The 22947-nt window shown below is 54.9% G+C and carries 22 protein-coding genes and 1 tRNA gene; 16 read left to right on the forward strand and 7 right to left on the reverse strand.

Annotation, left to right across the window (positions count from 1 at the left end):
* Positions 1–189 precede the first annotated feature (189 nt).
* Positions 190–777, forward strand: a complete 588-nt coding sequence (locus tag ACR0AC_RS07455) for an HNH endonuclease (protein WP_170450414.1) — start codon at positions 190–192, stop codon at positions 775–777.
* Here ACR0AC_RS07455 and ACR0AC_RS07460 read toward each other — a convergent pair.
* Both ACR0AC_RS07460 and ACR0AC_RS07465 read right to left on the reverse strand, forming a co-directional pair.
* On the reverse strand, positions 774–1241 hold the full coding sequence (locus ACR0AC_RS07460) for a disulfide bond formation protein B (RefSeq protein ID WP_480872631.1): 468 nt from the start codon (positions 1239–1241) through the stop codon (positions 774–776). The genes ACR0AC_RS07455 and ACR0AC_RS07460 overlap by 4 nt on opposite strands.
* A complete protein-coding gene (locus tag ACR0AC_RS07465) occupies positions 1238–1816 on the reverse strand; it encodes a YqaA family protein (RefSeq protein WP_480780622.1) in 579 nt (192 codons plus the stop codon). The genes ACR0AC_RS07460 and ACR0AC_RS07465 overlap by 4 nt, the downstream gene beginning before the upstream one ends.
* A 145-nt stretch (positions 1817–1961) precedes the next feature.
* Between ACR0AC_RS07465 and ACR0AC_RS07470 the strand changes: the two genes are divergently transcribed.
* Both ACR0AC_RS07470 and ACR0AC_RS07475 read left to right on the forward strand, forming a co-directional pair.
* A tRNA-Leu gene (locus tag ACR0AC_RS07470) sits at positions 1962–2047 on the forward strand.
* Positions 2048–2146: 99 nt separating this feature from the next.
* Positions 2147–3484, forward strand: a complete 1338-nt coding sequence (locus ACR0AC_RS07475) for a tyrosine-type recombinase/integrase (protein WP_480872632.1) — start codon at positions 2147–2149, stop codon at positions 3482–3484.
* Between the two features lie 793 nt (positions 3485–4277).
* Here the strand turns inward: ACR0AC_RS07475 and ACR0AC_RS07480 are convergent.
* Positions 4278–4793 (reverse strand): hypothetical protein, encoded by a 516-nt coding sequence (locus ACR0AC_RS07480; RefSeq protein WP_480872634.1) that lies wholly within the window; start codon positions 4791–4793, stop codon positions 4278–4280.
* A gap of 1361 nt (positions 4794–6154) precedes the next feature.
* Complete coding sequence (locus tag ACR0AC_RS07485) at positions 6155–7150, reverse strand: hypothetical protein (RefSeq protein WP_480872636.1); 996 nt, start codon at positions 7148–7150, stop codon at positions 6155–6157.
* Positions 7151–7743: 593 nt separating this feature from the next.
* On the opposite strand from ACR0AC_RS07485, the gene ACR0AC_RS07490 reads away from it, so the two are divergent.
* The gene (locus ACR0AC_RS07490; protein ID WP_480872638.1) at positions 7744–8889 is read left to right on the forward strand and encodes a hypothetical protein; all 1146 of its coding nucleotides are present in this window, start codon (positions 7744–7746) and stop codon (positions 8887–8889) included.
* Between the two features lie 497 nt (positions 8890–9386).
* Positions 9387–9917, forward strand: coding sequence for a DUF4231 domain-containing protein (locus ACR0AC_RS07495; RefSeq protein WP_480872640.1), 531 nt, complete (start codon positions 9387–9389; stop codon positions 9915–9917).
* A 319-nt stretch (positions 9918–10236) separates the two neighbouring features.
* On the opposite strand, the gene ACR0AC_RS07500 is transcribed toward ACR0AC_RS07495, so the two are convergent.
* Positions 10237–10737, reverse strand: coding sequence for a hypothetical protein (locus ACR0AC_RS07500; protein WP_480872642.1), 501 nt, complete (start codon positions 10735–10737; stop codon positions 10237–10239).
* Between the two features lie 501 nt (positions 10738–11238).
* Between ACR0AC_RS07500 and ACR0AC_RS07505 the strand changes: the two genes are divergently transcribed.
* From ACR0AC_RS07505 to ACR0AC_RS07515, 3 genes are all read left to right on the forward strand, one after another.
* Positions 11239–12543 (forward strand): DEAD/DEAH box helicase family protein, encoded by a 1305-nt coding sequence (locus tag ACR0AC_RS07505; protein ID WP_480872644.1) that lies wholly within the window; start codon positions 11239–11241, stop codon positions 12541–12543.
* Between the two features lie 94 nt (positions 12544–12637).
* Positions 12638–13138, forward strand: a complete 501-nt coding sequence (locus ACR0AC_RS07510) for a hypothetical protein (RefSeq protein ID WP_480872646.1) — start codon at positions 12638–12640, stop codon at positions 13136–13138.
* A 4-nt stretch (positions 13139–13142) separates the two neighbouring features.
* Complete coding sequence (locus ACR0AC_RS07515) at positions 13143–13628, forward strand: hypothetical protein (protein WP_480872647.1); 486 nt, start codon at positions 13143–13145, stop codon at positions 13626–13628.
* Here ACR0AC_RS07515 and ACR0AC_RS07520 read toward each other — a convergent pair.
* Positions 13599–13922 (reverse strand): hypothetical protein, encoded by a 324-nt coding sequence (locus tag ACR0AC_RS07520; RefSeq protein WP_480872649.1) that lies wholly within the window; start codon positions 13920–13922, stop codon positions 13599–13601. The genes ACR0AC_RS07515 and ACR0AC_RS07520 overlap by 30 nt on opposite strands.
* A gap of 228 nt (positions 13923–14150) precedes the next feature.
* Here ACR0AC_RS07520 and ACR0AC_RS07525 point away from each other — a divergent pair, with 228 nt between their 5' ends.
* From ACR0AC_RS07525 to ACR0AC_RS07545, 5 genes are all read left to right on the forward strand, one after another.
* A complete protein-coding gene (locus tag ACR0AC_RS07525; protein WP_480872651.1) occupies positions 14151–14885 on the forward strand; it encodes a hypothetical protein in 735 nt (244 codons plus the stop codon).
* 28 nt (positions 14886–14913) lie between these two features.
* Positions 14914–15531, forward strand: a complete 618-nt coding sequence (locus tag ACR0AC_RS07530) for a hypothetical protein (RefSeq protein WP_480872653.1) — start codon at positions 14914–14916, stop codon at positions 15529–15531.
* Positions 15528–15851, forward strand: a complete 324-nt coding sequence (locus ACR0AC_RS07535) for a hypothetical protein (RefSeq protein ID WP_480872655.1) — start codon at positions 15528–15530, stop codon at positions 15849–15851. The genes ACR0AC_RS07530 and ACR0AC_RS07535 overlap by 4 nt, the downstream gene beginning before the upstream one ends.
* Before the next feature lie 102 nt (positions 15852–15953).
* Positions 15954–16235 carry a hypothetical protein gene (locus ACR0AC_RS07540; protein ID WP_480872657.1) on the forward strand — a complete coding sequence of 94 codons (282 nt, stop codon included), beginning with the start codon at positions 15954–15956 and terminating at the stop codon, positions 16233–16235.
* Positions 16236–16239: 4 nt separating this feature from the next.
* A complete protein-coding gene (locus ACR0AC_RS07545) occupies positions 16240–16863 on the forward strand; it encodes a virion core protein, T7 gp14 family (RefSeq protein WP_480872658.1) in 624 nt (207 codons plus the stop codon).
* A gap of 527 nt (positions 16864–17390) precedes the next feature.
* On the opposite strand, the gene ACR0AC_RS07550 is transcribed toward ACR0AC_RS07545, so the two are convergent.
* Positions 17391–18464: a Hint domain-containing protein gene (locus ACR0AC_RS07550; protein WP_480872660.1), complete on the reverse strand. Its 1074-nt coding sequence runs from the start codon at positions 18462–18464 to the stop codon at positions 17391–17393.
* A 340-nt stretch (positions 18465–18804) separates the two neighbouring features.
* Between ACR0AC_RS07550 and ACR0AC_RS07555 the strand changes: the two genes are divergently transcribed.
* The 3 genes from ACR0AC_RS07555 (at position 18805) to ACR0AC_RS07565 (ending at position 22916) form a co-directional block, all read left to right on the forward strand.
* Positions 18805–19773, forward strand: coding sequence for a TAXI family TRAP transporter solute-binding subunit (locus tag ACR0AC_RS07555; protein ID WP_480626033.1), 969 nt, complete (start codon positions 18805–18807; stop codon positions 19771–19773).
* A gap of 102 nt (positions 19774–19875) precedes the next feature.
* Positions 19876–22488, forward strand: a complete 2613-nt coding sequence (locus ACR0AC_RS07560; protein ID WP_480872662.1) for a TRAP transporter permease — start codon at positions 19876–19878, stop codon at positions 22486–22488.
* Positions 22485–22916 carry a universal stress protein gene (locus tag ACR0AC_RS07565; protein ID WP_170450539.1) on the forward strand — a complete coding sequence of 144 codons (432 nt, stop codon included), beginning with the start codon at positions 22485–22487 and terminating at the stop codon, positions 22914–22916. The genes ACR0AC_RS07560 and ACR0AC_RS07565 overlap by 4 nt, the downstream gene beginning before the upstream one ends.
* Positions 22917–22947: the final 31 nt, after the last annotated feature.

Here is a 22947-nt window from a genome sequence, read left to right on the forward strand (position 1 = left end):
TGCTGTGTGCAACCTGTGGATAACTGTCATGTGCCTGTTACGGAACAGGCTTACCCAGTCTTCGAGATATTGTGGAAACTCAGGGCTTGTCAGAGATTTACCACGATATATAGTTATCTTAAGGCCGGGGCGGGTGCTCCCCGCTCTGGTGTCACAAACGGGCAGCTGAGAGCGAGGAGCGATTCTGTTATGGACGGAGACTTCAGGACCGAATTTGTAAGAGAGCCGGGGACGCTCAAGCATCACCCGGCGCTGGTTTTGAATGCCGATTACCGCCCCTTGTCCTATTACCCGCTGTCGCTGTGGCCCTGGCAAGAGGCGATCAAGGCTGCCTGGCTGGACAGGGTGGACATCGTGGCCGAATACGACGAAGTCGTCCGAAGCCCGAGCACCGAGATCCGAATACCCTCGGTCGTTGTTTTGAAAGACTATGTAAAACCCAGAAAGCGCGTGGCCTTCACGCGCTTTAATTTATTTCTGAGGGATGAGTTCCGCTGTCAGTATTGTGGCAGTCGCGACAACCTGACGTTTGACCATGTGGTGCCGCGCGCTGCGGGTGGGGTGACAAGCTGGCAGAATGTGGTTGCGGCGTGCAGTCCGTGCAACCTGCGCAAAGGGTCCAAATCTCTGCGCCAGGCAGGCATGACCCTGCGCAAACCGCCGCGTCAGCCCGATGCCGAAGCGCTGCGCAATATCGGGCGAAAGTTTCCGCCGAACCACCTGCACGAAAGCTGGATCGATTTCCTGTACTGGGATGCCGAACTGGACGAAATCTAAGCCTTCGCGCGCCAGGCGGCGAGCCAGAACAGAACCAGCACCGCCGAGATTACCGCGTTCCATCCGGCCATGGACAGGCCCAGCATCTGCCATGGGATGTCATCACAGCGCACCAGCGGGGCGGACATGATCTGATCCATCAGCTCTTGCGCCGACAGCCCCCCAATATCGCCCGAGGTGCAGCTGGTCGGGCCTTCCCACCAGCCTTGCTCGACGCCCGCATGAAAAAGACCGATGGCAGCGGTTGTCAGCGCGGCCAAGGCACCGGCCAGGGGCAGCAAGCGAACAGTTGGCAGGGCCAACGCCAATGCGCCGATCACAATGGCGGCACTATGGGGGTAGCGCTGCCAGATGCACATTTTGCACGGTGCCAACCCACCGACATACTGAAAAACCCAGGCCCCCAGCAACAGGGCAGCTGATCCGCCGGCCGCCAGCACCACATAGGTTGCGCGTTTCGTCATAGGTATCGCACCGCAAGAAAGCCGCCGAACAGCAGGATGATGAACAGCGTGAACATCAGGCCCAGACGCTTTTCAATGAAGTCCCGGATCGGCTCGCCAAATTTCCAAAGAAGGCCTGCCACCAGAAAGAACCGCAACGCGCGCGCCAGAATCGAGGTCGCGACGAAGGTTCCAAGCGGCATGCCCGTCCAGCCCGACATAATGGTGATGACCTTGTAAGGGAAGGGCGTCACCCCCGCCGCCAGCACAGCCCAGAAGCCGAAATCGTTGAAGCGGGTGTTGAACTCTTCCATTGCGTGGGCTTTGCCCATCGCCTCCAGAATGGGTTGGCCGATGCTTTCATAGGCAAAGGCTCCGATCGCATAGCCCAGCAGACCGCCCAAAACCGAGGCCACCAGAGCAACGCCGGCAATCAGCCAAGCACGTGAGGGGCGGGCCAGAATCATCGGGATCATAAGCACATCAGGCGGGATCGGAAAAAATGAGCTTTCGACAAAGGCGACAATCGCCAGCGCCCAAATCGCCCGAGGATGCTCGGCCAGTCGAATGGTCCAGTCGTAAAGCGATCGTAACATGGTTTACTCAGATTCCGGTCTTTGACCGTGCCAGCCAAATCACGCACCCGTGGACCCGTCAACCGCTGGGGTGCAAACAATCGCTACGAAGGTTGATTTTTGCCTCTGGACCTTCCCCGCTCTGGGCGCTAATCCAGTGTCCGTGGCCCAAGTGGCGGAATGGTAGACGCAGGGGATTCAAAATCCCCCGCCTTCACGGGCGTGAGAGTTCGAGTCTCTCCTTGGGCACCACAACCGGTTCGAACTGCGTTTTCGAGCCAATAAAATAAGGCCTTCCGGTGTTTTCGAGCGTGTTGCAGGTAACAGACAACACACGGAGACAGCACACAAATGGCCGCAGTTTTCAGAATTAAGTACGTGGACCAAATCAACGGCAACCAATGGCGTTATCGTCGTCGTTTGCCCAAGTCGCTTGCCAAGGTCTTGGGCACTGGTTGGTTCCAGAAGCACATCGGTAACCGTGAAGGTGCGGCATTCTACCGCGAATATGAGATGTTGAATTACACCTTCGACAAGTTGGTGGCTGAAACTCTCGCCCGCTACCCCGGCCATGACACACGATCAGCTACTCAGAAGTTCATCGACGCCCAGCGTCTTGCAGAGCACTACTTTGCAGTTATTCAGCGTTTGGAATCTGTCGATCACCGGAGTCGTAGTGTAGCGGGGGACAGTCTGGCGGGACGTGGGGAGGACCCTGAAGTTGCGGTTGCTGTCCTGAACCCTAACCGAGAACCCGCTAAAGCGTCGCTGGCCGACATGCGAGATACCTATACGAAGGACAAGGGTCTTGCCGAAGACCGTAAGGCGATGGTTAGAATTGACCGCACCTTTGGCCGACTGCGGGACGCCCTAGGCAAACCCCTAGAACAAGTTAGCATCGAGAGTGTCGACCGTCGGACGGCCCGCTGCTTCATGGACCATCTGCTAGGTCTCAAGAAAGCCAATGGAAAGCCTTTAGCCCTCAAGTCTTGTCAGCGTGAAGTGAAAATTGTCGCCGCTGCTTACAATCACTCTATCAGGGAACTGGAAATACCCTCAGAGCGAAACCACTTTGAGCGCCTGCCGTGGCCTAAGGAACAGGTTAGCTCGTTGGATAAGAACGTCCCGCTACCAGACAGCGTTGCCGATACCGTGCAGAAGACCTTAGAGGGCGGTCGAAGCAAAGACCTTCCTGATATGTGGCTGGTGCTGAAGGGTACCGGAATGCGCTTAGGGGAAGCCTGCGGACTCCGCATTAGCGATGTCGACCTGACCGGGGAAACCCCTTCCATCCTAATCACTCCGAACGAAATCAACGGCATCAAGAACAGCAACAGTGACAGGTACGTTCCAATAGCCTCGGAGAGACTCAAGGAGGCCCTCAGGGCGCGCTTAGAAGGGCGGAAAGGCAGTGAGCCGTTGTTCCCCTCATATGGCCGTGACGGAGGCCCTACGGCTGCCTCTGCGGCGCTGATGAAGGCGGTTAGAAAGCACACTGACGACAAGCGCGTGAAGGTTCACGGGCTGCGCCACAGGGCAAGCGATAAGCTGAGAGATGCAGGGGCACCTGTAGAGGTTCGTCACGGGTATCTGGGGCATTCCGCTCAATCGGTTGCTGAGAATACTTATGGTGGACGTGAGGCGCGGCTTAGAGAGTTTGCTAGGTGGGGCGTGAAGGCCGGGCTTTAGCGCTTTTCTCTTTGAACCGGCGGCTTAATCTTCCAGAATCCGTTGAGCCTTTGCTGCTCGTACGACAGCATCAGCGAGCGGACTATTCTCGAACGGCATAAGTTGCACCCTGATTTGGTCGGGGTACTCATCGATTGATGCCCAAGTATCATACTTAGCTGGCCATGGAACTCGACCAAGTTTAGCCAGCGCAACGAGGCCATGCATCATGAACACATGCACCTTTGCTTGCCCTATACTTACTCGAAAAGGCATCTGAAAAAGATCGCACAAGCCATTTGGGTCTCGTAACGTACCTATTATTTTGCACGAGAAGTTTGGCGGTGTCGGCAAGTTTAGGCGAACGCGAAACAGCGCAGCCAATTCACGCTCATACTTGGTTCCAATCCTTACCGTGTTGCAACGCTCGGAGATTTGACACCGAAAAAGAGAAGCAGCAAGGCCAAACGCTACACTTCGTGTGTCAGCACTGATAGTGGCCACACTACCTTTTTTCAAATCACTAGGAGCGATATTCCTTTGGGGAGAGTGATACCATTCTCGAACGAAAGTCTTTAGCGCCTTATCGAATGGGCCAAGACTCTGGTCGCACCCAGCGCAAAGAATTTTGTTGTCCCAATAGTGAGTTTGGACCTTTCTAACTCCCTCGCGGTTCAGCTTGACTTCGACCATATGACTGTCGGGTTTTCCAGTGGGGGGGCCGACTTTCTTCAAGCTATCAGGTAGTAGATGTGCCCTCGCCAACTTGTTGTAATCACCCAAACATATTTGGCACTTCAATCGGTTGCCTCCACTATTTCTGGAATACAATCGGACTTTCCAAAACAAAGACCCGCTGTTCTGTCAAGACGACACCTCGCGACACTAGAGCGTTCAAATACCTTCGCCTTTGGTGCCCTTCCAGTAGTAAATAACGCGCATCAATGTGGTTTCCCAATGTGTCAATGAATCCAAACGGGGTCGAAAGGACAGGTGGTGCAAAGTCCCACTCACCTCGGTCAAGTGCTTCGGCAGTTGGTAATTTCTTTCCAGTTGGGTTGGCGAACACCTTGTAGTCAAACTCTGGATCGAGTGCTTCGTCTCCACGCCACGGTTTTACGTCTGAAAGGAAAAGATGTGGTGGCCACTTTTCCTCACGCCACGAGAGTGTTTCCAAGGGAACGAAGCTCGTAGGCGAGTGTGTCCAATGGCGATAAATCCACTGCTCGCGTATTTCTGGACAAATGTTGTTAAGTTGATGCCCAACGCGTTGGTTCCATTCGTCAAAACTCTCAACATGCAAACTGCCGTAGCCTTTGGGTTCAAACATCTTGTCCCACGTGCTTTCTGGCATTGCTCGCAAGTCTAGTACCAATGGAGTTCTACCTTTCTGTTAGCGTGATCTGCAAGACTGTGCTCGCTGCAACCGGGACCGTGCTGCGGGCTTCTCTCAATGCTCGTATCGACCACCTGAGAACCTTGAGCGGTCCAGAGTGTGGCCAGCCGTAGTTGGCGCAGCATCTATATCCTGACCATCTGCAAAGCAAACACCTATCTGGCTTTTCATATCCTTGCTCGCCCATAAATTCCTATTGATAAGATTGGCAGTTGCTCGGTTAACGATTGGTAAACGGAGTTGTAAGGGACTGGGAGAGACAAACTCTCCTGTGGACCACTTTTACCCATATAAATAAGGCACTTAAAGCCCGGTTCCCGTTAGACAAAAGTTTAGTTCAGTTCATTCTTAAGGGGCTCCATCAGGGGACACTCAAGGGTCGCATTCGCTCCGAAAGACCAATTGAGGATGGATGATATCCTACCATCACGTCCGGCTGATACTTCATCACCATGTTCGCAAGAACAGGTAAGTCTGCACCTTAAGGTTAGCATCTGATGGAGCACCTGAATAATTCAGGCATGCCATCAGGGGGCACCTTAAAGCCTCTTGGCTTTGGATGGTTGAAGAGAGTGATCGAACCTTAACCTAACATCTCAGACCCTTCAGCAAGCCGACAAAGAACCTTAAGGGGGAAGCCCTCAGGGGTATCGTAACGGTGAACCTTCAGGTCAGCATTAAGGTTGACCGTACAGGTGGCCCCAAGAAGTGCCGCTAAGGTGTTGGTAGAGTTTAGAAAACCTCTGGTCATCAATGGTCGTTTCCAGCATCAACGTTCCGCAAAATTGGAAAAAATTGTGAGTGGCAGAGATTGAGCATAGTGCAGCGCGTACCCCCCCCCGGTGCCCCCTGATCGAACTACTTCACAGCACACAAACAGCACATCTAAGGTGACCTCATGTCACCGTTCAGGACACCATCAGGCCGCTAGAGCGCAGAAAACAAGGGACATGCGGAAGATATACAATCCTTTTCACATGCTCAGGCACCGCTTGAGGCGCAGACAGCGCACCGAACTGCCGTGGTCTTTTTCCTCAGCGGCTGGGCACCTGTGCAACGGGGCGTACAGACCAGCCTGTTTTAGGCAGACACCTAAGCCGCCACCTCAGTCACCCATCAGGTCCCCGTAATATAACACTTTTCGGTATCATCTTTGGTGATCAACTTAAGGCCTTCCATCAGTCATCGTGAAGTCATTCAATAAGGTGCCGCGCAGGAGACGGTGTAGTCGAACCCTCAGGCCCAAAACGACAGGGGCAGCCTGACGGCTGACGCTATGCGGGACTTTGCTGCCGCTAGATTGCAAGCATCTGAACGCTCCAAGGCTGAACATTTCCATCCGCGAAACTGTTGTAACAGATCAAATCTTGCAGTTGACTGCTTGGAAGCACAAGCTTCGGAACATAATAGGTTGCCGGATCAAAAGCCGGTAAGTCAATTTCGAACAACTGCTGGAACAACAATTGTGTCCCACCCGTTTCGTTGAACAAGCTCCACGGGCCATATCGCGCGCAGAACATGATCGCATTTGCGGCCACCGCATCAATGCAGTTTTCAACACTGGCTGTATCAAAATGAACTGCACGATCATGTTTCGTCTTGTTGTAGGCATCGTACCACGTGAGGCTCTGCGTCGGGGCGTTCATGTGCCAATGCTTAAACGGTTCGCGTGGTGCAAGTGAAGCATAGGCTCTAGCAGTCAATCGGTAGTCTTTGAGCGATAGAGCAGAACACAGTTTGACATAGTCTCTTGTTCCAAAATCACGACCAATGGGTGGGGTTTGGGTTTCGGTAAAGTACCGTTTCCACTGGTTTTCCACTTCGGTACATGCAGCGATCAGCAGTTCTCTTGTCTTGTGGCCGTAGCTCCTAAGCCCTGCCCCAACTGGTTCGACAAATTCAAAAACCTTCTCCAATGAGCTTAACAGTAGTCGGAGGGCCACCAGATCGTTGTGCTTTTGTGCGGGGCTATTTCCTAGCCCTTGATCAAGGTCTGACTGCATTGTTAGACCCGGACGCCAAACACCATGAACACTCTTTCCAACATCGCTGCGAATAGACTGAATGTTGGTAGCACCAAAAGTTGCGACTACCCAATCTTCAAGTTTGCCGCTCTTTTTTTCTGTGACAGTGAGGCCGGGCGATAGCGTATACCATCCGCTATTCTCGCAGTAGAAATGCACGAAGTGGGCGTCTGTTTCATAGGCGACACCGCGCCCTTGGGATTCGTGTATATTATCTTTCCATCCGGGAAGCGTCGTCTTGGTGTTTTCATAAGTTATGGCGCTCATGGACGCATCGTTACTCAATCGCATTGAAGATGAAAAGCCGCATCAATTCTTGGTAGGCGAGCACTCACAACAGACACTCGCGGGTTTGCGGTAGTCGGCGTGTCCACAGATACCGAGCGGCGGAACACACAGCCACCGACGAAAGTACGCACCTCAACGCTGCCCTCAAGGGGTCTCTCCACATGCGGGAAGTTCCCGAAAGTGCAATAAAAATAAGGGGTTGACGACGATTCCTTGAGGATTCATCTATACGTTGCATCGTGTTGATGCACCGCTACCAAGAATAGGAATAGTAGAATGATCGTATTTGACTTTTGCGTCGGCCCCTTTGACTTGCTTATCGAGCGTCACCAGCTTTCAGTGCCCTTTAAGGTGACCCGTGAGGGGCCGGGTGAGACTTTCCTTGATGTTGGCCGTTACAGGTTGACCTTCACAAACCACAAGAAGTGGCTGGCAGGGCGCTCGGCTGCTTCTGACACTCTCGGGTAAAGCGGGGAGGGTGAGACTTAAGGTGCCCTTCCGGCAACATGAAGGGTGCCTTTGGTCCCGATGCTAGGTAGTCTTGTCTCACAGCAATTGAGTAAGACGTTACGATGCAGATTCACTTTCTCTTTCGGCAGCGTTTGGACGGGTATGTATTCAATCCGCATCGTCCAGAAGGTTTGAACTTCGTGGATGATGCAACCGGCGTCGCAGTTCAAATCAAGGCGACCGGTAAAGAGGGAGATTGGGGGTTTGGCTATGATAATCTTGAACTTCGTGCCGCCGTAGCCCGCGATGCAACGGAACGCCAAGTTCGCTTTGTTGAAACCTTACTGAACGAACGGACCATCAGACCTGATGAAACGCCAGTAAAGCTGCCATACTCGATCAGCCAAAGGGAAGTTATTGCGTCAGATGGCAAGGTCGCTAAGGGCTACAGCCCAACTGCTAATTTCTTACCGACAGATTTGCAGGAGCTTTGCATTGAGACGGGGGTAGAGCTCGAGGAGAAAGCTAGTCGGTTAGTTCGGCTACTTAGATGGGTCGAAAAAGCCAGCGGCCCGGTTGATTTTCAAGAAAGCAAAGACCAGCGTTTCTGCTTATACTGGCGCACCACGCAGGAGAAATACAAAGGCGTCCCATGGCCGGAGCAAGGTGCGATCAGCGCTAAACACGATGGTTTTGGTGGCCTTGTTCGGTCGGATCAATACCAGCAAAACCTCGCTGAGGTATGGGGAGCAGGGATAGATCAAGAGCCATTGGGGCACCAACTCTTGCGCGAGGCTAACGAAATTGCTTACCACAATAACCGCAGTGCCCTTCTAATTTGCTACTCAGCACTTGAGGTTGGCCTTAAACAACACATCTCCAAATGTGCTCCCGATGCCGGTTGGCTGGCAATGTACTCTCCAGCGCCGCCATTGCTAAAAATCCTTAAAGAGTATTTGCCTCAGCTTCACCAAGACAATCAGCAATTCAACAACTGGGTCGCAATCAAGTCCGAGTTGCGCCTAGTGGAAAAATTCGTGGAAGACAGAAATAGGCTCACGCATCGCGGAGAAACAATTGCTGGCTCAATCGATGAGTACCTAAGGATTACCACTGACCTGCTGTATGCTTTCGATGTGTTTGAGGGGCATGAGTGGGCTATGGCTTGCGTTAGTCCAAAATTTGGAAAATTGCTGGGCTGGGAACAATCAACAATGTCACGCTCGCTAAGGGCACAAGCTTCTCAAAATAATGACGCCAATCCCTGAAGAACCGTGAAGTGGTGTCGCTTGGTCGCATCGCTAAGGAAATCGCAGCGGAGATTGGAGAGGAATTGATCGCAGTGAAGGCTGATTTGAAACACGGGCAGTCTCCTCGTTTTCAATGCCTGTTCATCCATCCGCCAAGTCCTCGCCATCGAGAGGAACAAGAAGGTATCCTTGGCGACTAGGCGGACGTTAGCTCAGTCGAAACTGTCAGACACAATCTGAACGACCACTCAGCGCAAAATACACAATTTGGCTGCAGTAGTGCCAATGGTCGCAATATAAAGCCGACCCCGCTCAATCACGGTGGTTTTGGCAGTTACGGACGCCTATGAGTTTTGGTGCCTTCGTTGATGAAATGTGGATCGCAGGCGATGACCAAGGTTCTGTAGGCGTTCGGAAATGGGTTCGGGATCGCCTAAATCCTGTTAACCTATGTCGGCAAGCGCATTGCGGCGGGTACGCACGCTGCGTCGATTAAAGTAGAGAGCGCCGAAAATATGAAGCGAACAAGGAAAGACACCAGCTACCCAAATCATAATTTTTCGAAGCCTGAAGATATGTGGCTAATCATAAAGAATGGATTGAAAGAGAAGGCTGACCACAACAAGTTTGAAGCCCAAACTTGCTTTGTAATTGCCTTGTTTCTGTCGTTACTTATCCCGCTGTTTATTGCATTTGGCAATGGTGATTTGCTTGGTAAGATCGTCCCATCTGCGATGAGCGCGATTGTCGCCGCTTGTACAGGATGGTTGCAACTGAGAAAACCACAACGCTTGTGGACTATCTATCGCCGAGGCCAGCGAGAATTGGAGCAAGAGAAGATTTTTTTTGACAACCAGCTTGGAGTTTACGCTGAAAGCGAAGAACCGCAACGGCTCTTGGCCGAGCGAACGGCAAACATATCGTTTGGCATACATGAAGCATGGGAAGCGCTAGTGCCCGACACTGGCTCTTTGAAGAGCCTAATCGGTGACGCTCCCAATAGGCAAGGGCCCAAGGTCGATGTCGCAAAAACGCACCAACAATAATACCGCATTTGGGATGCTGAAGTCGCGCACTCTCGCGAAGGCAAACCACTACGCCAAAAACCCTTTGGTCTAAACTTGGATGTCAAAAACATTTTTTTCACTCAGAACGGGCCGCCCAGCTTCTCAGAAAAATCTTGTTTCGTGAAGGGGCAAGCCAGAGGCGATTAAAGGGGAGAAGAGGTCGGGTATTGATGAAGAGAAACTCGTGTCGCTAGGCGACTGGTACAAGGATGAGCGCGACGGAAACCTTGAGTGGTTCCAGACTCCATGTGGTAGGAACCCGGTCAGTATCTCTACACGGGCTTGGTAAACGGCTAGTTTATTTGTAGCTGTCGACCATCATTCTGAGTGTTTTGAACTCTTTCAGCCACTGCTCCGTGTACATGATGTAGTGTTCACCAGCGCTTTCGGGGTTGTCATAAAACTCGTTTAGCCATTCCCGACACCATTTAAAGGGTTTGTCGATTACAAGTTCCACCTCTGCAAAACAACGCTCACCTACTCCATAGCCATCAAGAACAATTCCCCTGTCAGACCACTTCTTTTCTAAAAGCTTGCCCATCGCCACAGGAAGCGGATGTAGTGGTCCGAACAAATTGGCTTTCTCTGCCTCCTCCTCGTTGGGCGCTGTCTCAATATTGGAGGCGACAAAAAGAAGGGCTTCCAAAGTGATAAGCCTTTTTTCGGCGAAGCGCTCTAGATCATTTAAGCGAATGCCCAGAGAATTAGCGTCGATATGGCTTTCCGAGGCACCCGAGGGACCGCCATCCAACACCAAGGCGTCGTAGAGTTTAGCCGCTAGGTCATCCCAGTAACTCACTCTTTTTCCAAATATTTTCTCGCTCAGCCAAGACATGGCTTCAGAAGACGTAAGTACTCAAGATGTGTCAAGTTGAAACTCTAAAGAGCAGCTCCATTCGTGAAGCCTTCCAAAACGCGTACAAGCCGACCCAGTTTGCAAAGAACTTTAGGTTCAGCGAAGCAACGGTCGACAACCTAGCGAAAGAGGCCGCATGAAGGCCTGAAATAAATTCACCCACATACAAGCAAGAACCAATTTACCCCCACTATTGCAGTAACACACCACAGCACGGCCAATTCACCCACACTATAGCATAAATTCCATCGGCGTGATTGACCCCCATACATGCAGAAATCGAACCGCCACAATCGCGGTTTAGATGCCCCTGACGGCATTTCTTATCCTTTGGCCGTAAGGGGACCTTGGCGGGCGTCTTTCATGTTTGCTCCGGGACGCCCGCCGCATTTCCCATACCAAACCCCATCCCCCCAATCCCCTGTCACCATAAGGAAGGTAGACATGACCAAGATCACATTCATTGACCGTCCTTGCGGAACAGGAAAGACCACCGAACTCATCAACGATCTGAAACAGTGGAACCCCGATACGCACAAGCCTGTGCTGGTGGTGACCCCGCGATTGTCAGAGGTCCAGAGGATAGTAGCAGGTGCCCCTGAGGCCATGCTGACGGTCCCCGAGGGCAACAACAAAACGATAGACATCGAAGGGCTGCTAAAGGCTGGCCTGAACATCGTCTGCACCCATGCGCTTTACATCCGCCTTGAGCGTCTCGCGTTGGATGGCCTGCTTGATAGCTACCGCTTAGTGATCGACGAATGCCCGACGCCCCTTGAGATTGGCCCAGCCATTAGCAAGCGGAACTTTCAGGAACAGGTGTTGGATACAGGCTTTGCCAGCGTGGACCCGTTCACCCGAAAGGTCACCCCGAACCCGCTGTGGCTTCAGCACATGACCAACACGGGCCTTACGGGGACCTTGGGTCGCTTGTTGGACGAAGCCTTAAGGGGTCGTCTATTCGTCGCTGAAGATGGTCGGCCCATCGTTCTGGCAATCCCCACGGCTTTGCTTACGGCACCCTCAAGCCTGACAATCCTCACGTATCTCACTGAGGGCAGCATGATCGCTGCCTATCTCGACCGGATAGGAGCCCCCTTTGAGGTCCAGAAATGGGCAGGGGAAGCTGACTGGATACGCGCCCAGCGCGACCTGATCACTGTCGAGACGATGGACCTGCCAGTTGTCAAAGGGAAGCCTATGAAGTTGACCCATAGCGGTCAGACAAAGGGCCTGCCTCACGGTGTCGCTAAGACGCTGGGCAGCAAGCTCCGCAAGTTGTACTTCGACGGCCCCCTCAGGGGCACCCCGAAGGAAAACATCATGATCACCTGCGCGGCCAATCTCTACTTCGATGGTGGTGCCGACAAACGCAGGAAAGCCAGTGCGATGATGAACAGCACCGGGCTGTATGGACGCTGGTCTGAGACAGATGGGCAGTGGAAGGTGAAGGGTGGACTGCAATGGGTTGCCAACCAGACCCGAGGCATCAACGATTACATCAACTGCTCGCATGCCTTTTACCTGTACGATCAGCACCCCAATCCCGTCCTGTGCAGCTACTTGAAGAAGGACCCGGACAAGTGGGGCGAACAGTACGCCCTGACCGAATTGGTGCAGTGGCTCTATCGTTCCCGCGTTCGCATTGGGCAACCCGTCACCGTCTATGTTCCATCTGACCGGATGAGGCGCATCCTGACCGACTGGCTCAACTCAGCCCAACCTGAACACCAGTCGATAGCTGCCTAAACAGAACCCCTCAGGTTCACCATCACACCCATATTCCTGGCCCTGCCTTCCTGCCCGAAGGTGGGGCCTTTTCTGTTTTGAAAGGATACCCCCCATGCCGAAGCCGATGTTGCCCCAGAGGACGGGGCCGAAGAAGCGCGTGCTTATCCCCGGCAAACTCAAAGGCCGCAAGGCAAGGACCGAGTTCGCCCGTGAGCGGTACATGACGCCGATGCAGAAGGACGAAGCTGAGCGAAAATCTCTGAGGTCCAACAGTCACCCCATAAGGCGCATGCAAACGACGCGCTTGGAGAACGCCCTCAGGGACATGTTCGGGGACGTTGAAGTGGGCCGCATGCTGGACAAGATGAGGGACCGCCGTTCGGCCCTTGGCTACGAGGGCCACAAGTTGCCCGTGACTGTACCCGTGAGGTTGAAGCCGACCGCGTATGTCCTGCTGGACATCGTTCGTGAACGCTTTGCCGAGGCACACCCGGAAATCCCGTTTGAACTTGGCAACCAAGAGATAGTCGCCGGTCTCTTGGCGAAAGGCTTGGAGACCATTGCCGCCTCTGACGACGACGTGTTCAGCGACACTCTACCGACAAAAGGATAAATCCATGAAGACCAAGCGCATCATTGTTGCGAACCGTCCGCGCAGCAATCAGACCGCATCGACCAACTACAGCGGTGACGACAACTGGAAGATCACCAAGGCACAGGACGCAGACCTGTTTTGCTTTGAATGGCGCGACAACCCGCAAGCACCTTGGAAAGTGATTGTGAGCTATGTCGACCCCATCAACCTCTACAACCGGGTCCGCATTCACTTCGCCTCTGAGGCTGGCGAAGAGGCCGAGCAAGTGGACCTGCGCGGGGACATTAGCAACGCCCTGCTGCGGACCATCTACGGCAACGCCAAGGGCCACTTCGCAGGCATGAAAGCCCCCAACTCTGGGCCGTCCTTAGAGGAACGCCTGAACACAGAACTTGCGGCTGGCCAGATCACGACCACGCGCGTGGACCAGATCAAGCGCACTGTCGCCAAACGAAAGCACGCAAGTTACGCCAAACGGTCATCCACTCCCGCAAACGCGCCAATATGAGCCACGACCAATGCTGTCAGGAGCTAGGTTTCTTATGGGTTGTGACTTTTCGCCTTGCGGGCGATAGGTCTGATTGGAGCAGTTGTAGTCGATGTAGCTGCTGCCAAAGTCGTTACCGGTATACGAACCTATTTCGCGATAAAACACGCGGTTGCCCTCAACGCGTTCCCAAATGTCAATCGTCTGATTTTCTTCTGACACCAGTGTGTAGCCCGGTGGTGGCGTGTACGTTGGTCCATCAAACTCGGTACAGGCCGAAAGAGCCATGGCACCCAAAATCAAAGAACGTTTCATTCCGTAATTCCTTTAAGGTTCTATTCACACCCTACTGGTGGCCGGGACCGCAAGGCTTTTATCCCAAACCGGGTCTGCCCTGTGAAGGACAGCTTTGGCAAGAGAATGAACGACCCCCGCAAGGGGCATAACGCAACGCCACGATAAAGCGCGAGCACTCAAGCTTCCACAACGTCGTTGCGTCGATCCAAATCCCACAACCCAACACCTGAAAAGGACTGAACAACAATGAACCCATATGAAGGCATGAGCCTCGAAGAAGCTGCCGCCGCTATGGACACTCAAGGTGTCACCAATGGCATCCTTATGGAAAGCGGTGTGACCGCTGGTGGTGAGTATACCGCTGGTCAGGAAACACCGCATAACGTCGCCGCATCCATCCGCAACGATGGCGGTGTCCGAACCGTAGAGGTCGTCCCCGGCAACCCCGCAAGTCGAACCTCAGTCGAAGCCGCTCTGACCGCTGGTTTGATCACCAAAGAACAGCTTGAGGCGAACCCTGAGGTTGCACCTGAAAGCAAACCTGAAGGCCCCCAAGATGACGACGATCTAAGCGACCAGCTTGGACCTCGGGACTTGGACCAAATGTTCGGCCAAGAGAACACTGAGATCGTTAACGGGCTGATCGATAGTATGGGCGAAGATGCTGCTGGCACCATCATTGGCCAAGCTATTGCAGACGACAACATGATCGACGTTGACGCTATCCGCGAGGCGTTGGGCGAGGGTGCCACCGATGAGACTGTCGAAGCCGCCGCTAACGACATGGCCGACGTGATCGAAGATGGTCTTGACTACCTGACCGACCAGATCGCTGCCGCTGGTATGGACCCCGACATGGTTGCCCAAGTCATCGCCAATGACCCCAATCTTCTGGCCGAGGGCAAAGCTGCCTTCGCCGACTTTCTGACCGACGGTTCGATGACCGGCATCAAAGCCGTTCTCGACAAGGTCTACGCATAACCCAACCCCCGAAAAGGATTTACTACTCATGAATGAACAAGACCAATTCCTGCCCCAAGGTATCCGCTCGTATGAGCTTCAGGCTGAAGCCCAACGTGAAGCCCGCGACGTAGCTGCCAAGGAACTCTCAGAGAGCATGGCCAAGGAAGCCGAAGCCACCGCTGAACGGCTGAAGCACGAGCGCTTGCGTGCAGGTGGCACCGAGGCAGTCGTTGTGGATGCCTATAAGGAACTCGTGAACCAGCGTACCAAGGATGCCGAAGAGGCTGCCCTGAAGGCGGTCGAAAAGGTGCTGAAGCCAGAGGAAATCAAGTATCACTTTGTATGGCGCGGTAACGTGGTCTTACGGGAATCCGGGCCTATTCCCGCAGGGCAAGAGGGCAGCCCATACTACGGCTACACATACGCTGAAGTTGAACCCCCAGCCGACCCTGTGGCCGAAGCCGTGAAGGCAGCGAGGGAAGACAAGGACCGCAAGATGAGTGAATACCGTGCGGAGCTGGCTCGTGAACAGGCTGCCCAAGCGGCTGACGTGTCGCAGAGCGCTGTTCTCCCCAAGTCCGACGCGGAACGGATTGCAGAGCTTGAGGCGCAGGTTGCAAACCTGACCGCCAAGACCAAGCGGAAAGCCTATGGTGCCAAATGAGTGAACGTGACGATCACTACGAAGGCATTGAAGAAATCAGGGTCCGGTTGCGTGAGATATACATCGACGGCCTGAAGAACGGCGTTCCTGAGATCGACCAGTCAACCGGCGCGGTGATTTCACGCTCAACCCCCAAGGCAAGCTGGCTGGCAGAAGCCCACAAGTTCCTCAACGCAGAGGACAAGAAGCGTGAGGCAGAAGAGGCCGAGGCCAAAGAGAAGCAGCGGGCTAGTAACGCTCTAGATGACGCCTTGGACGACCTGCCGGACTTCCCTGACGATGAGGGTGCCACAACCCCCGCGCAATCCACCATCAACTGACCCCTAACGAATCCCTGAACAGGCCCCGAACGGCTACTGCGGTTGACCCCGTGGTGGTTGCTTGGGGCCTTCTGCGTTCTGGGTCTGAAAGAGAAATCGAAGATGACATACACTGACATGATCACAGCCCTAGGGGCAGCCCATAAGGACCTCCAAGAGGCTAGCCTAAGGGTGTCTGACGCAACCGTTGAGATCGACGCTGTAGCAAACCGTATGGCCGAGTTCGACGGAACTGAGACCGAGGCGAAACTGGCGGCTCTGGACTATGTCGAAGCCCGCGCCAACCTCGAAGTCGCCCAGCGCGTAAAGACCGCAGCCCGTGACGAGTTCAACCGTTCTTACCTCGTCCTGCTACGTGCGGAAGTACCCACATTTGAAGGATAACCCAATGAGCTTACCCCTCATCCTACCCGCCCTTAAGGCAGCGATTGGTGTGGCAGCCCCAACCGCCAAAATAGCATCTATCGCTTCTGCTGTATCCGCTGGCCTTTCGGTCGCAAGCGCCGCCGCTGGTTATGGTCAAGCAAGCGCTCAGGCCGATGCTCAGGCTGCCACAAACGCGAACCTTAAGGAGATTGCCCGGCAAGACATGGTCGATGGTGCCGACCGCATCAACCTTCGCCAGTCTCAGGAAATCGAAGCGGCAACCGAGCAACAGATCGATCATCAAAACGCCGCCACCCGCGCAGTCGCTTCCGCGAAAGTGGGTGCCTCAGGAAGTGGCGTCACCGGCTTCAGTGTCGATGCCCTGCTGGGTGACCTCTACGGCCAACACGCGACCAACCGCGACCGTATCAACATGAACCTCGACAACAGCATCGAACAACTTGATGCCGAGCGCGAAGCACTGGCAACGAACTACACGCGAACCGCTGCCAGCCTGCCTAGCGCCCAGAAACCCAACGCATTGGGCTACGGCCTGCAAGCTGGTGTCGGCGTGCTGGATGCCTACAGGGACCGGCTGAAGGCCGTCTCTGACACACCCAAAGACACGCCTTCCCAGAAACCCTAAGCACGAGTTCAAACAATGACCACTTATAGACCTATCGAGAAAACCGCTGACAACGGCTTCAACCCGAAGTGCAACGTGAAAGGGTACCCGGCAGACAGAATCGGGTCTTCAGCGGGCGGAACACAAGATCAACACACGGCCTTCATCGCGGCTAAAGAGAACCGCAGGCCGAACTCGAACGACTCATCAACGGTCCCGCCATCAGGCAGCGAGGGATAACCGCTATCCGAGGCGGCCACGGCAGTCCGCGTTCTGACGTAATTTCCGGGCGAGAAAATCGTGGCCGCTTGACAGGTACCACAACACACAATAGCCCTGAAGACAGCACACATTTGGGTTCACCAGATGGCCTTAAACGTTACAAAAACCCTGTCACCAGTGACGTAAACGGTGACGAAAAAGGGGTTAGTAGTGACGGGTAACCAAGCGAAAACCCTTGTAAAAAGGGCTTCGAAAGAGACAGGGGATTCAAAATCCCCCGCCTTCACGGGCGTGAGAGTTCGAGTCTCTCCTTGGGCACCACATTTTTATCCCTGATACATGCTGAGAAACGGTTTGTTGTTCTTCATGTGGCGGCTGATCAGTGTTTTTTGCTGTTTGCCGTTTGGAACAATGCAGGCGGGTTCGATCTGTGCTGTTGAATGTGCCAGCTCTGGAAACAATGTCAGAATTTTTTCGCGCAGAGCGGCGGGGAACATTCTTAGGGCTTCAGGGCCTGTGAACAGGCTTTCGGTTGGTGCGCCGTCGGCAAAGATCACCTCGTGAGAGTCAAGCAAGATGTGGAAATACTCAACGTTGTCAACGCTGTTGTCCACGTAGATGCCCGGCCATTCGGTCATCTTGACGGCGGCAACCAGCGCCTCGGTTTGCCCGAACATCCGTTTGGCGATTTGCGAGGAGATGAGCATTCTGTGCTGGCGTGAAACCAGCAGGTCCCGGTTTGGTAAACCATTGCCTAACGCGCCCTGAGTGATGCGAACCGGCCGGAGCTTCGGGTTTCGGGACAAGGCGCTTGCATCCAGCTTGCAAGACCCAATCCAACGGATGGGCTTGGCACCGTTTCGGGTTTCGACCAGATCACCTTCTTTGAGCATTTCCACCGGAATCAGCCCACCCGGCGTGGCAATCCCCGCGCCCCGCGTCAGGCAAACAGCCCCTTCAATGTCGTCATATTGAGGCGAGTTGCCGGGGATCGTGTTCGACACGGTGATTGTATAAACAACGCCCGGGGCAAGAGGTTCGGACGGCAGATACCCGGCAAGTATCCCAGCGCCAGCGGTAGAGTTCGGGTTCGAGTCAACTTCGATCTGATACAGCGTGATGGTGCTGCCATCGGGTGCCGTCAGGGTATATTGCTGTTCTGAATATACCGTAGTTGTCGGACCACCCAAAACCGTGCCGTCCGCAAAAGTGGCGGTTCCGAACTGGTTGGTGTCGTTGCCGTCTTCGTTGCGAAACAGGTCCCCATCCAGCACGTCATCGTCATCGTCAACGACCAGAATGACATCGTTGCTGCCATCATAGCCCCCAACCAACGAGACCGTATTGCCGGAAAACACCAGATCGGTACTCAGGTAGAGTTCATAGGTGGTGATCGGCATGTTTCAGATGCTCGGTAAAATAGTAATCACAAACTTTTGATCACGTTAGATGAACGTTCCAGCCTGTCAAGTCATGGTCCCGCCACCTAAAGGCCGGTTCGTTTCCCACGGGGAAAGTTCCAAAAGACGCGTCACATCTGAGCGAATGGGCGAAGTATCGACAAGGCACACTTGACAACTCGCGTCTCGGAATGAAACCTCGAAATTGTTGGGAGACATTGGAAAAATTCAAAAGTTGCACGGGTTGCATGACGAACTGATCTGACGTATCGGCGCGTCCCTCGCATTCGCGGGGCTTTTGTTCTTTCCCGCTCACACAATAAAAAATGGGAGTTCTTACATGAAAAACAGCAGCAAGCTTAGCGTCGGCGCATTTGTCACCGCGGCGATGATGGCACCGGCAGCCTATGCCGAAGAGTTCATCACAATCGGTACCGGCGGCGTGACCGGAGTTTACTATCCGACCGGTGGCGCGATCTGCCGTCTGGTGAACAAGGGCCGCAAGGAACATGGCGTGCGCTGCTCGGTCGAATCGACCGGTGGATCGGTCTACAACATCAACACCATCCGCGAGGGCGAGCTGGAGTTCGGTGTGGCGCAGTCCGACTGGCAGTACCATGCCTATAACGGCTCTTCGAAATTCGAAGAGGCTGGTCCGTTCGAAAACCTGCGCGCCGTCTTCTCGGTTCACCCCGAGCCGTTCACCGTTGTGGCCCGTGCCGATGCCGGCATCACCAACTTCGAGGACCTGAAAGGCAAGCGCGTCAATATCGGCAACCCCGGTTCCGGTCAGCGCGGCACCATGGAAGTCCTGTTGGGCGAAATGGGCTGGACCACCGATGATTTCGAACTGGCGACCGAACTGAAGGCGGCTGAACAGTCGGCGGCCCTTTGCGACAACCAGATCGATGCGATGGTCTATACAGTCGGCCACCCCTCGGGTTCGATTCAGGAAGCAACCACAGCCTGCGATTCCGTTCTGGTGAATGTCAGCGGTGACGCGGTCAGCAAGCTGGTCGACGACAACTCGTTCTACCGGACCGCGACCATCCCGGGTGGTATGTATCGCGGATCGGACGGTGACACCGCAACCTTTGGTGTCGGCGCAACCTTCGTGACCTCGGCGGATGTGTCGGAAGACGCGGTTTATGCGGTTGTCAGCTCGGTCTTCGAGAACTTCGACGACTTCAAAAAGCTGCACCCGGCATTTGCCAACCTCAAGCCCGAAGAGATGATCGCGGACGGCCTGTCGGCTCCGCTGCACCCGGGTGCAGAGAAGTACTACAAAGAAAAAGGCTGGATTCAGTAATCCGGACCCAAAGCAGGGTGCCCACGGGCGCCCTGCCACCCAAACCCGTAGCAAACGGGTGATTCAGAAGGCCGCAAAAGGCCGCGACGGGGAGACATTTGCATGAGTTCCGACACACAATCCAATCGTCCGCTATCCGAAGAAGAGCTACAGGAATTAGTTGCTTCCTCCGATGCGGGTGGGCGCAACCCGGTCGGTAATGTCGGGATATTCCTGGCCATTGTGGCAGCGATCTGGTCGATCTTTCAGGTGGTTCTGGCCTCGCCGCTGGCGAATTACATATTGCCCGGCAGTATCGTGAACAATTCGCGGCAGTTCCATCTGGCCTTTGCCATGTTTCTGGCCTTTGCGGCCTATCCGGCGCTGAAGTCCAGCCCTCGGAACTATATTCCGGTTCAGGACTGGATCATGGGCCTGCTGGGCGCGTTTGTCGCGCTGTACGGCTATTTCTTCTACCAAAAAATCGTCGATGCGGGCGGTTTGGCCGATGACACGGACAAATGGGTCGCTCTGGGCGGTCTGCTGTTGCTGTTCGAGGCCGCACGCCGCGCGCTTGGTCCCGCAATGGCGATCATCGCGACGATCTTTCTGGCCTACGTGTTCTTCGGCTCGTCCGAATGGGTGCCCGAGGTTATCCGCTGGAAGGGTGCCAGCCTGAAAAAGGCGATGAGCCATATGTGGATCACGTCCGAGGGCGTGTTTGGCATCGCGCTTGGGGTTTCGACCAAATTCGTGTTCCTGTTCGTGCTGTTCGGCGCGTTGCTGGATAAGGCCGGGGCAGGGAACTACTTTATCAAAATGGCCTTTGGCGCGCTCGGCCACCTGCGCGGTGGTCCGGCCAAAGCAGCGGTTGTTGGTTCGGCAGCGACCGGTCTGATCTCGGGCTCGTCGATCGCCAACGTTGTCACCACTGGTACATTTACCATCCCGCTGATGAAGCGCGTTGGGTTCAGCAGCGAACAGGCCGGGTCGGTCGAGGTGGCCTCATCCGTGAACGGTCAGATCATGCCACCCGTAATGGGTGCTGCGGCCTTCCTGATGGTGGAATATGTGGGCATCTCGTATGTCGAGGTGATCACCCACGCCTTCCTGCCTGCGGCGATCTCCTACATCGCACTGGTCTATATCGTGCATCTTGAGGCCGTGAAGCGGAACATGCCCACGCTGGGCGACCGTGACGTGCATCTGGCGCGGACCGTTGTGGGGATGTTGTCTTTCTTCATCGTCTTTGCGGGGCTCTGCTATGGCTCGCAATTCCCGGTCGATGCAGTGACCGCATGGGTGCCGTCGGCGGCCGGTCTGGTGCTCAGCCTGATTGTCTGTGCGGTCTATGTCGCGCTTTTGTATCTGGCCGCTCAGGTGCCAGATCTTGAACCGGATGATCCGAACGCCAAAGAGGTGCAACTGCCCGTCATCGCAGACATCTACAAGGCCGGTCTGCACTACCTTCTGCCGATCATCGTGCTGGTTTATTTCCTGATGATCGAGCAGAAATCGCCGGGCCTGTCAGCCTTCTGGGCGACTGCTTTGCTGTTCGTGATCCTGCTGACGCAGAAGCCGCTCAAGGCGATCTTCCGCGGTGAAAGCAATGTGTACAATCGCTTTATCGATGGTGTTGCCGATCTGTGGCAGGGCCTGATCGATGGTGCGCGCAACATGATCGGGATCGCCTTGGCCACGGCCACGGCGGGCGTGATCGTGGGCACCGTGACCCTGACTGGCGTGGGCCAAGTGATGGCCGATCTGGTCGAGTTCCTGTCGGGCGGCAACCTGATCCTGATGCTGATCATGGTCGGTATCCTCAGCCTGATCCTGGGCATGGGCCTGCCGACCACGGCGAACTATATCGTTGTCAGTTCGCTAATGGCCGGTGTGGTTGTGGAACTGGGTGCGCAAAGCGGGCTGATCGTGCCGCTGATCGCGGTGCACCTGTTCGTGTTCTACTTTGGGATCATGGCGGATGTGACGCCTCCGGTCGGGTTGGCCAGTTTCGCGGCGGCTGCCGTGTCCGGTGGTGATGCGATCAAGACCGGTTTCACAGCGTTTTTCTACAGCTTGCGCACCGTGGCGCTGCCGTTTGTGTTCATCTTCAACACCGACTTGCTGCTGATCGATGTGACATGGGTCGAAGGCATAATCGTCGCCATCTTCGCGACCATCGCCATTCTGGTCTTCACCGCCGGAACCATGGGTTATTTTCTGACTCACAGCCGGATTTACGAAAGCGTTGCGCTGATCTTTGTCGCCTTTACGCTGTTCCGACCGGATTTCTTCATGGACCGGATCTCACCTCCTTTCCAGTCGGTGGAACCTGCCGCGTTTGAAGAAACGATCGGGCAGACGCCACCAGGGTCCGAGGTGCGACTGGTCGTGTCCGGCCCCGATTTCGACACGTTGGAGATGGTCGACACGACGGTCGTCGTCACTGTGGGTGAAGAAGAGGGCGGAGCGGCCCGGGTCGAGGCGATGGGTCTGCTGCTGATCCCCGAAGACGGGCTGATCAAACTGGAAGAGCCGCTGTTTGGCGCGCCGGTCGCGGATGAGCTTGGCATCTTCGACTATTACGGGGATGAGGCCGTGCGCTTGACCTCGGTCAGCCTGCCGTCCAGCCAACCGCCCAAGCAATTGATCTACCTTCCGGCGATGCTCTTGCTGGGTCTGATCGCCTTCCTGCAACGTGGCCGTGCCGCCAGACAAGAAGAGGTGCCCGCATGACAAAGTCAGTTCTTTGCGCCGTCGATATCAGTAACGGAGATCTGGACAGCCCGGTCCTGAAACAGGCCGCAGCGTTGGCGGATTTGGATGGGGCCCAGTTGGATGTGGTGACAGTTCTGCCCGATTTCGGGGAAAGCTGGGTGTCGGGCTTTTTCGAGCCCGACTTCCACGACAAGGCATTGGAAGAGGCCCATAACAAACTGACCGCGCTGTGCGTCTCGGCGTTGGGCTCGGACCGCAATGCCTCGATCCGTCATGTGGTTGCAACTGGTACGGCCTATCAGGAAATCCTGAAAACCGCCGACAGCGCCGGGTCGGACCTGATCGTGATAGGGGCGCACAAGCCGGATTTCAAGGATTACCTGCTGGGCCCCAACGCTGCGCGCGTAGTGCGGCACGCGGCGGTTTCGGTCTACGTCGTCCGCTGATCCAGAGTGTGCGACCTTTGAGCTGAAGTAT

The sequence above is a fragment of the Ruegeria sp. H7 genome, assembly GCF_056532945.1.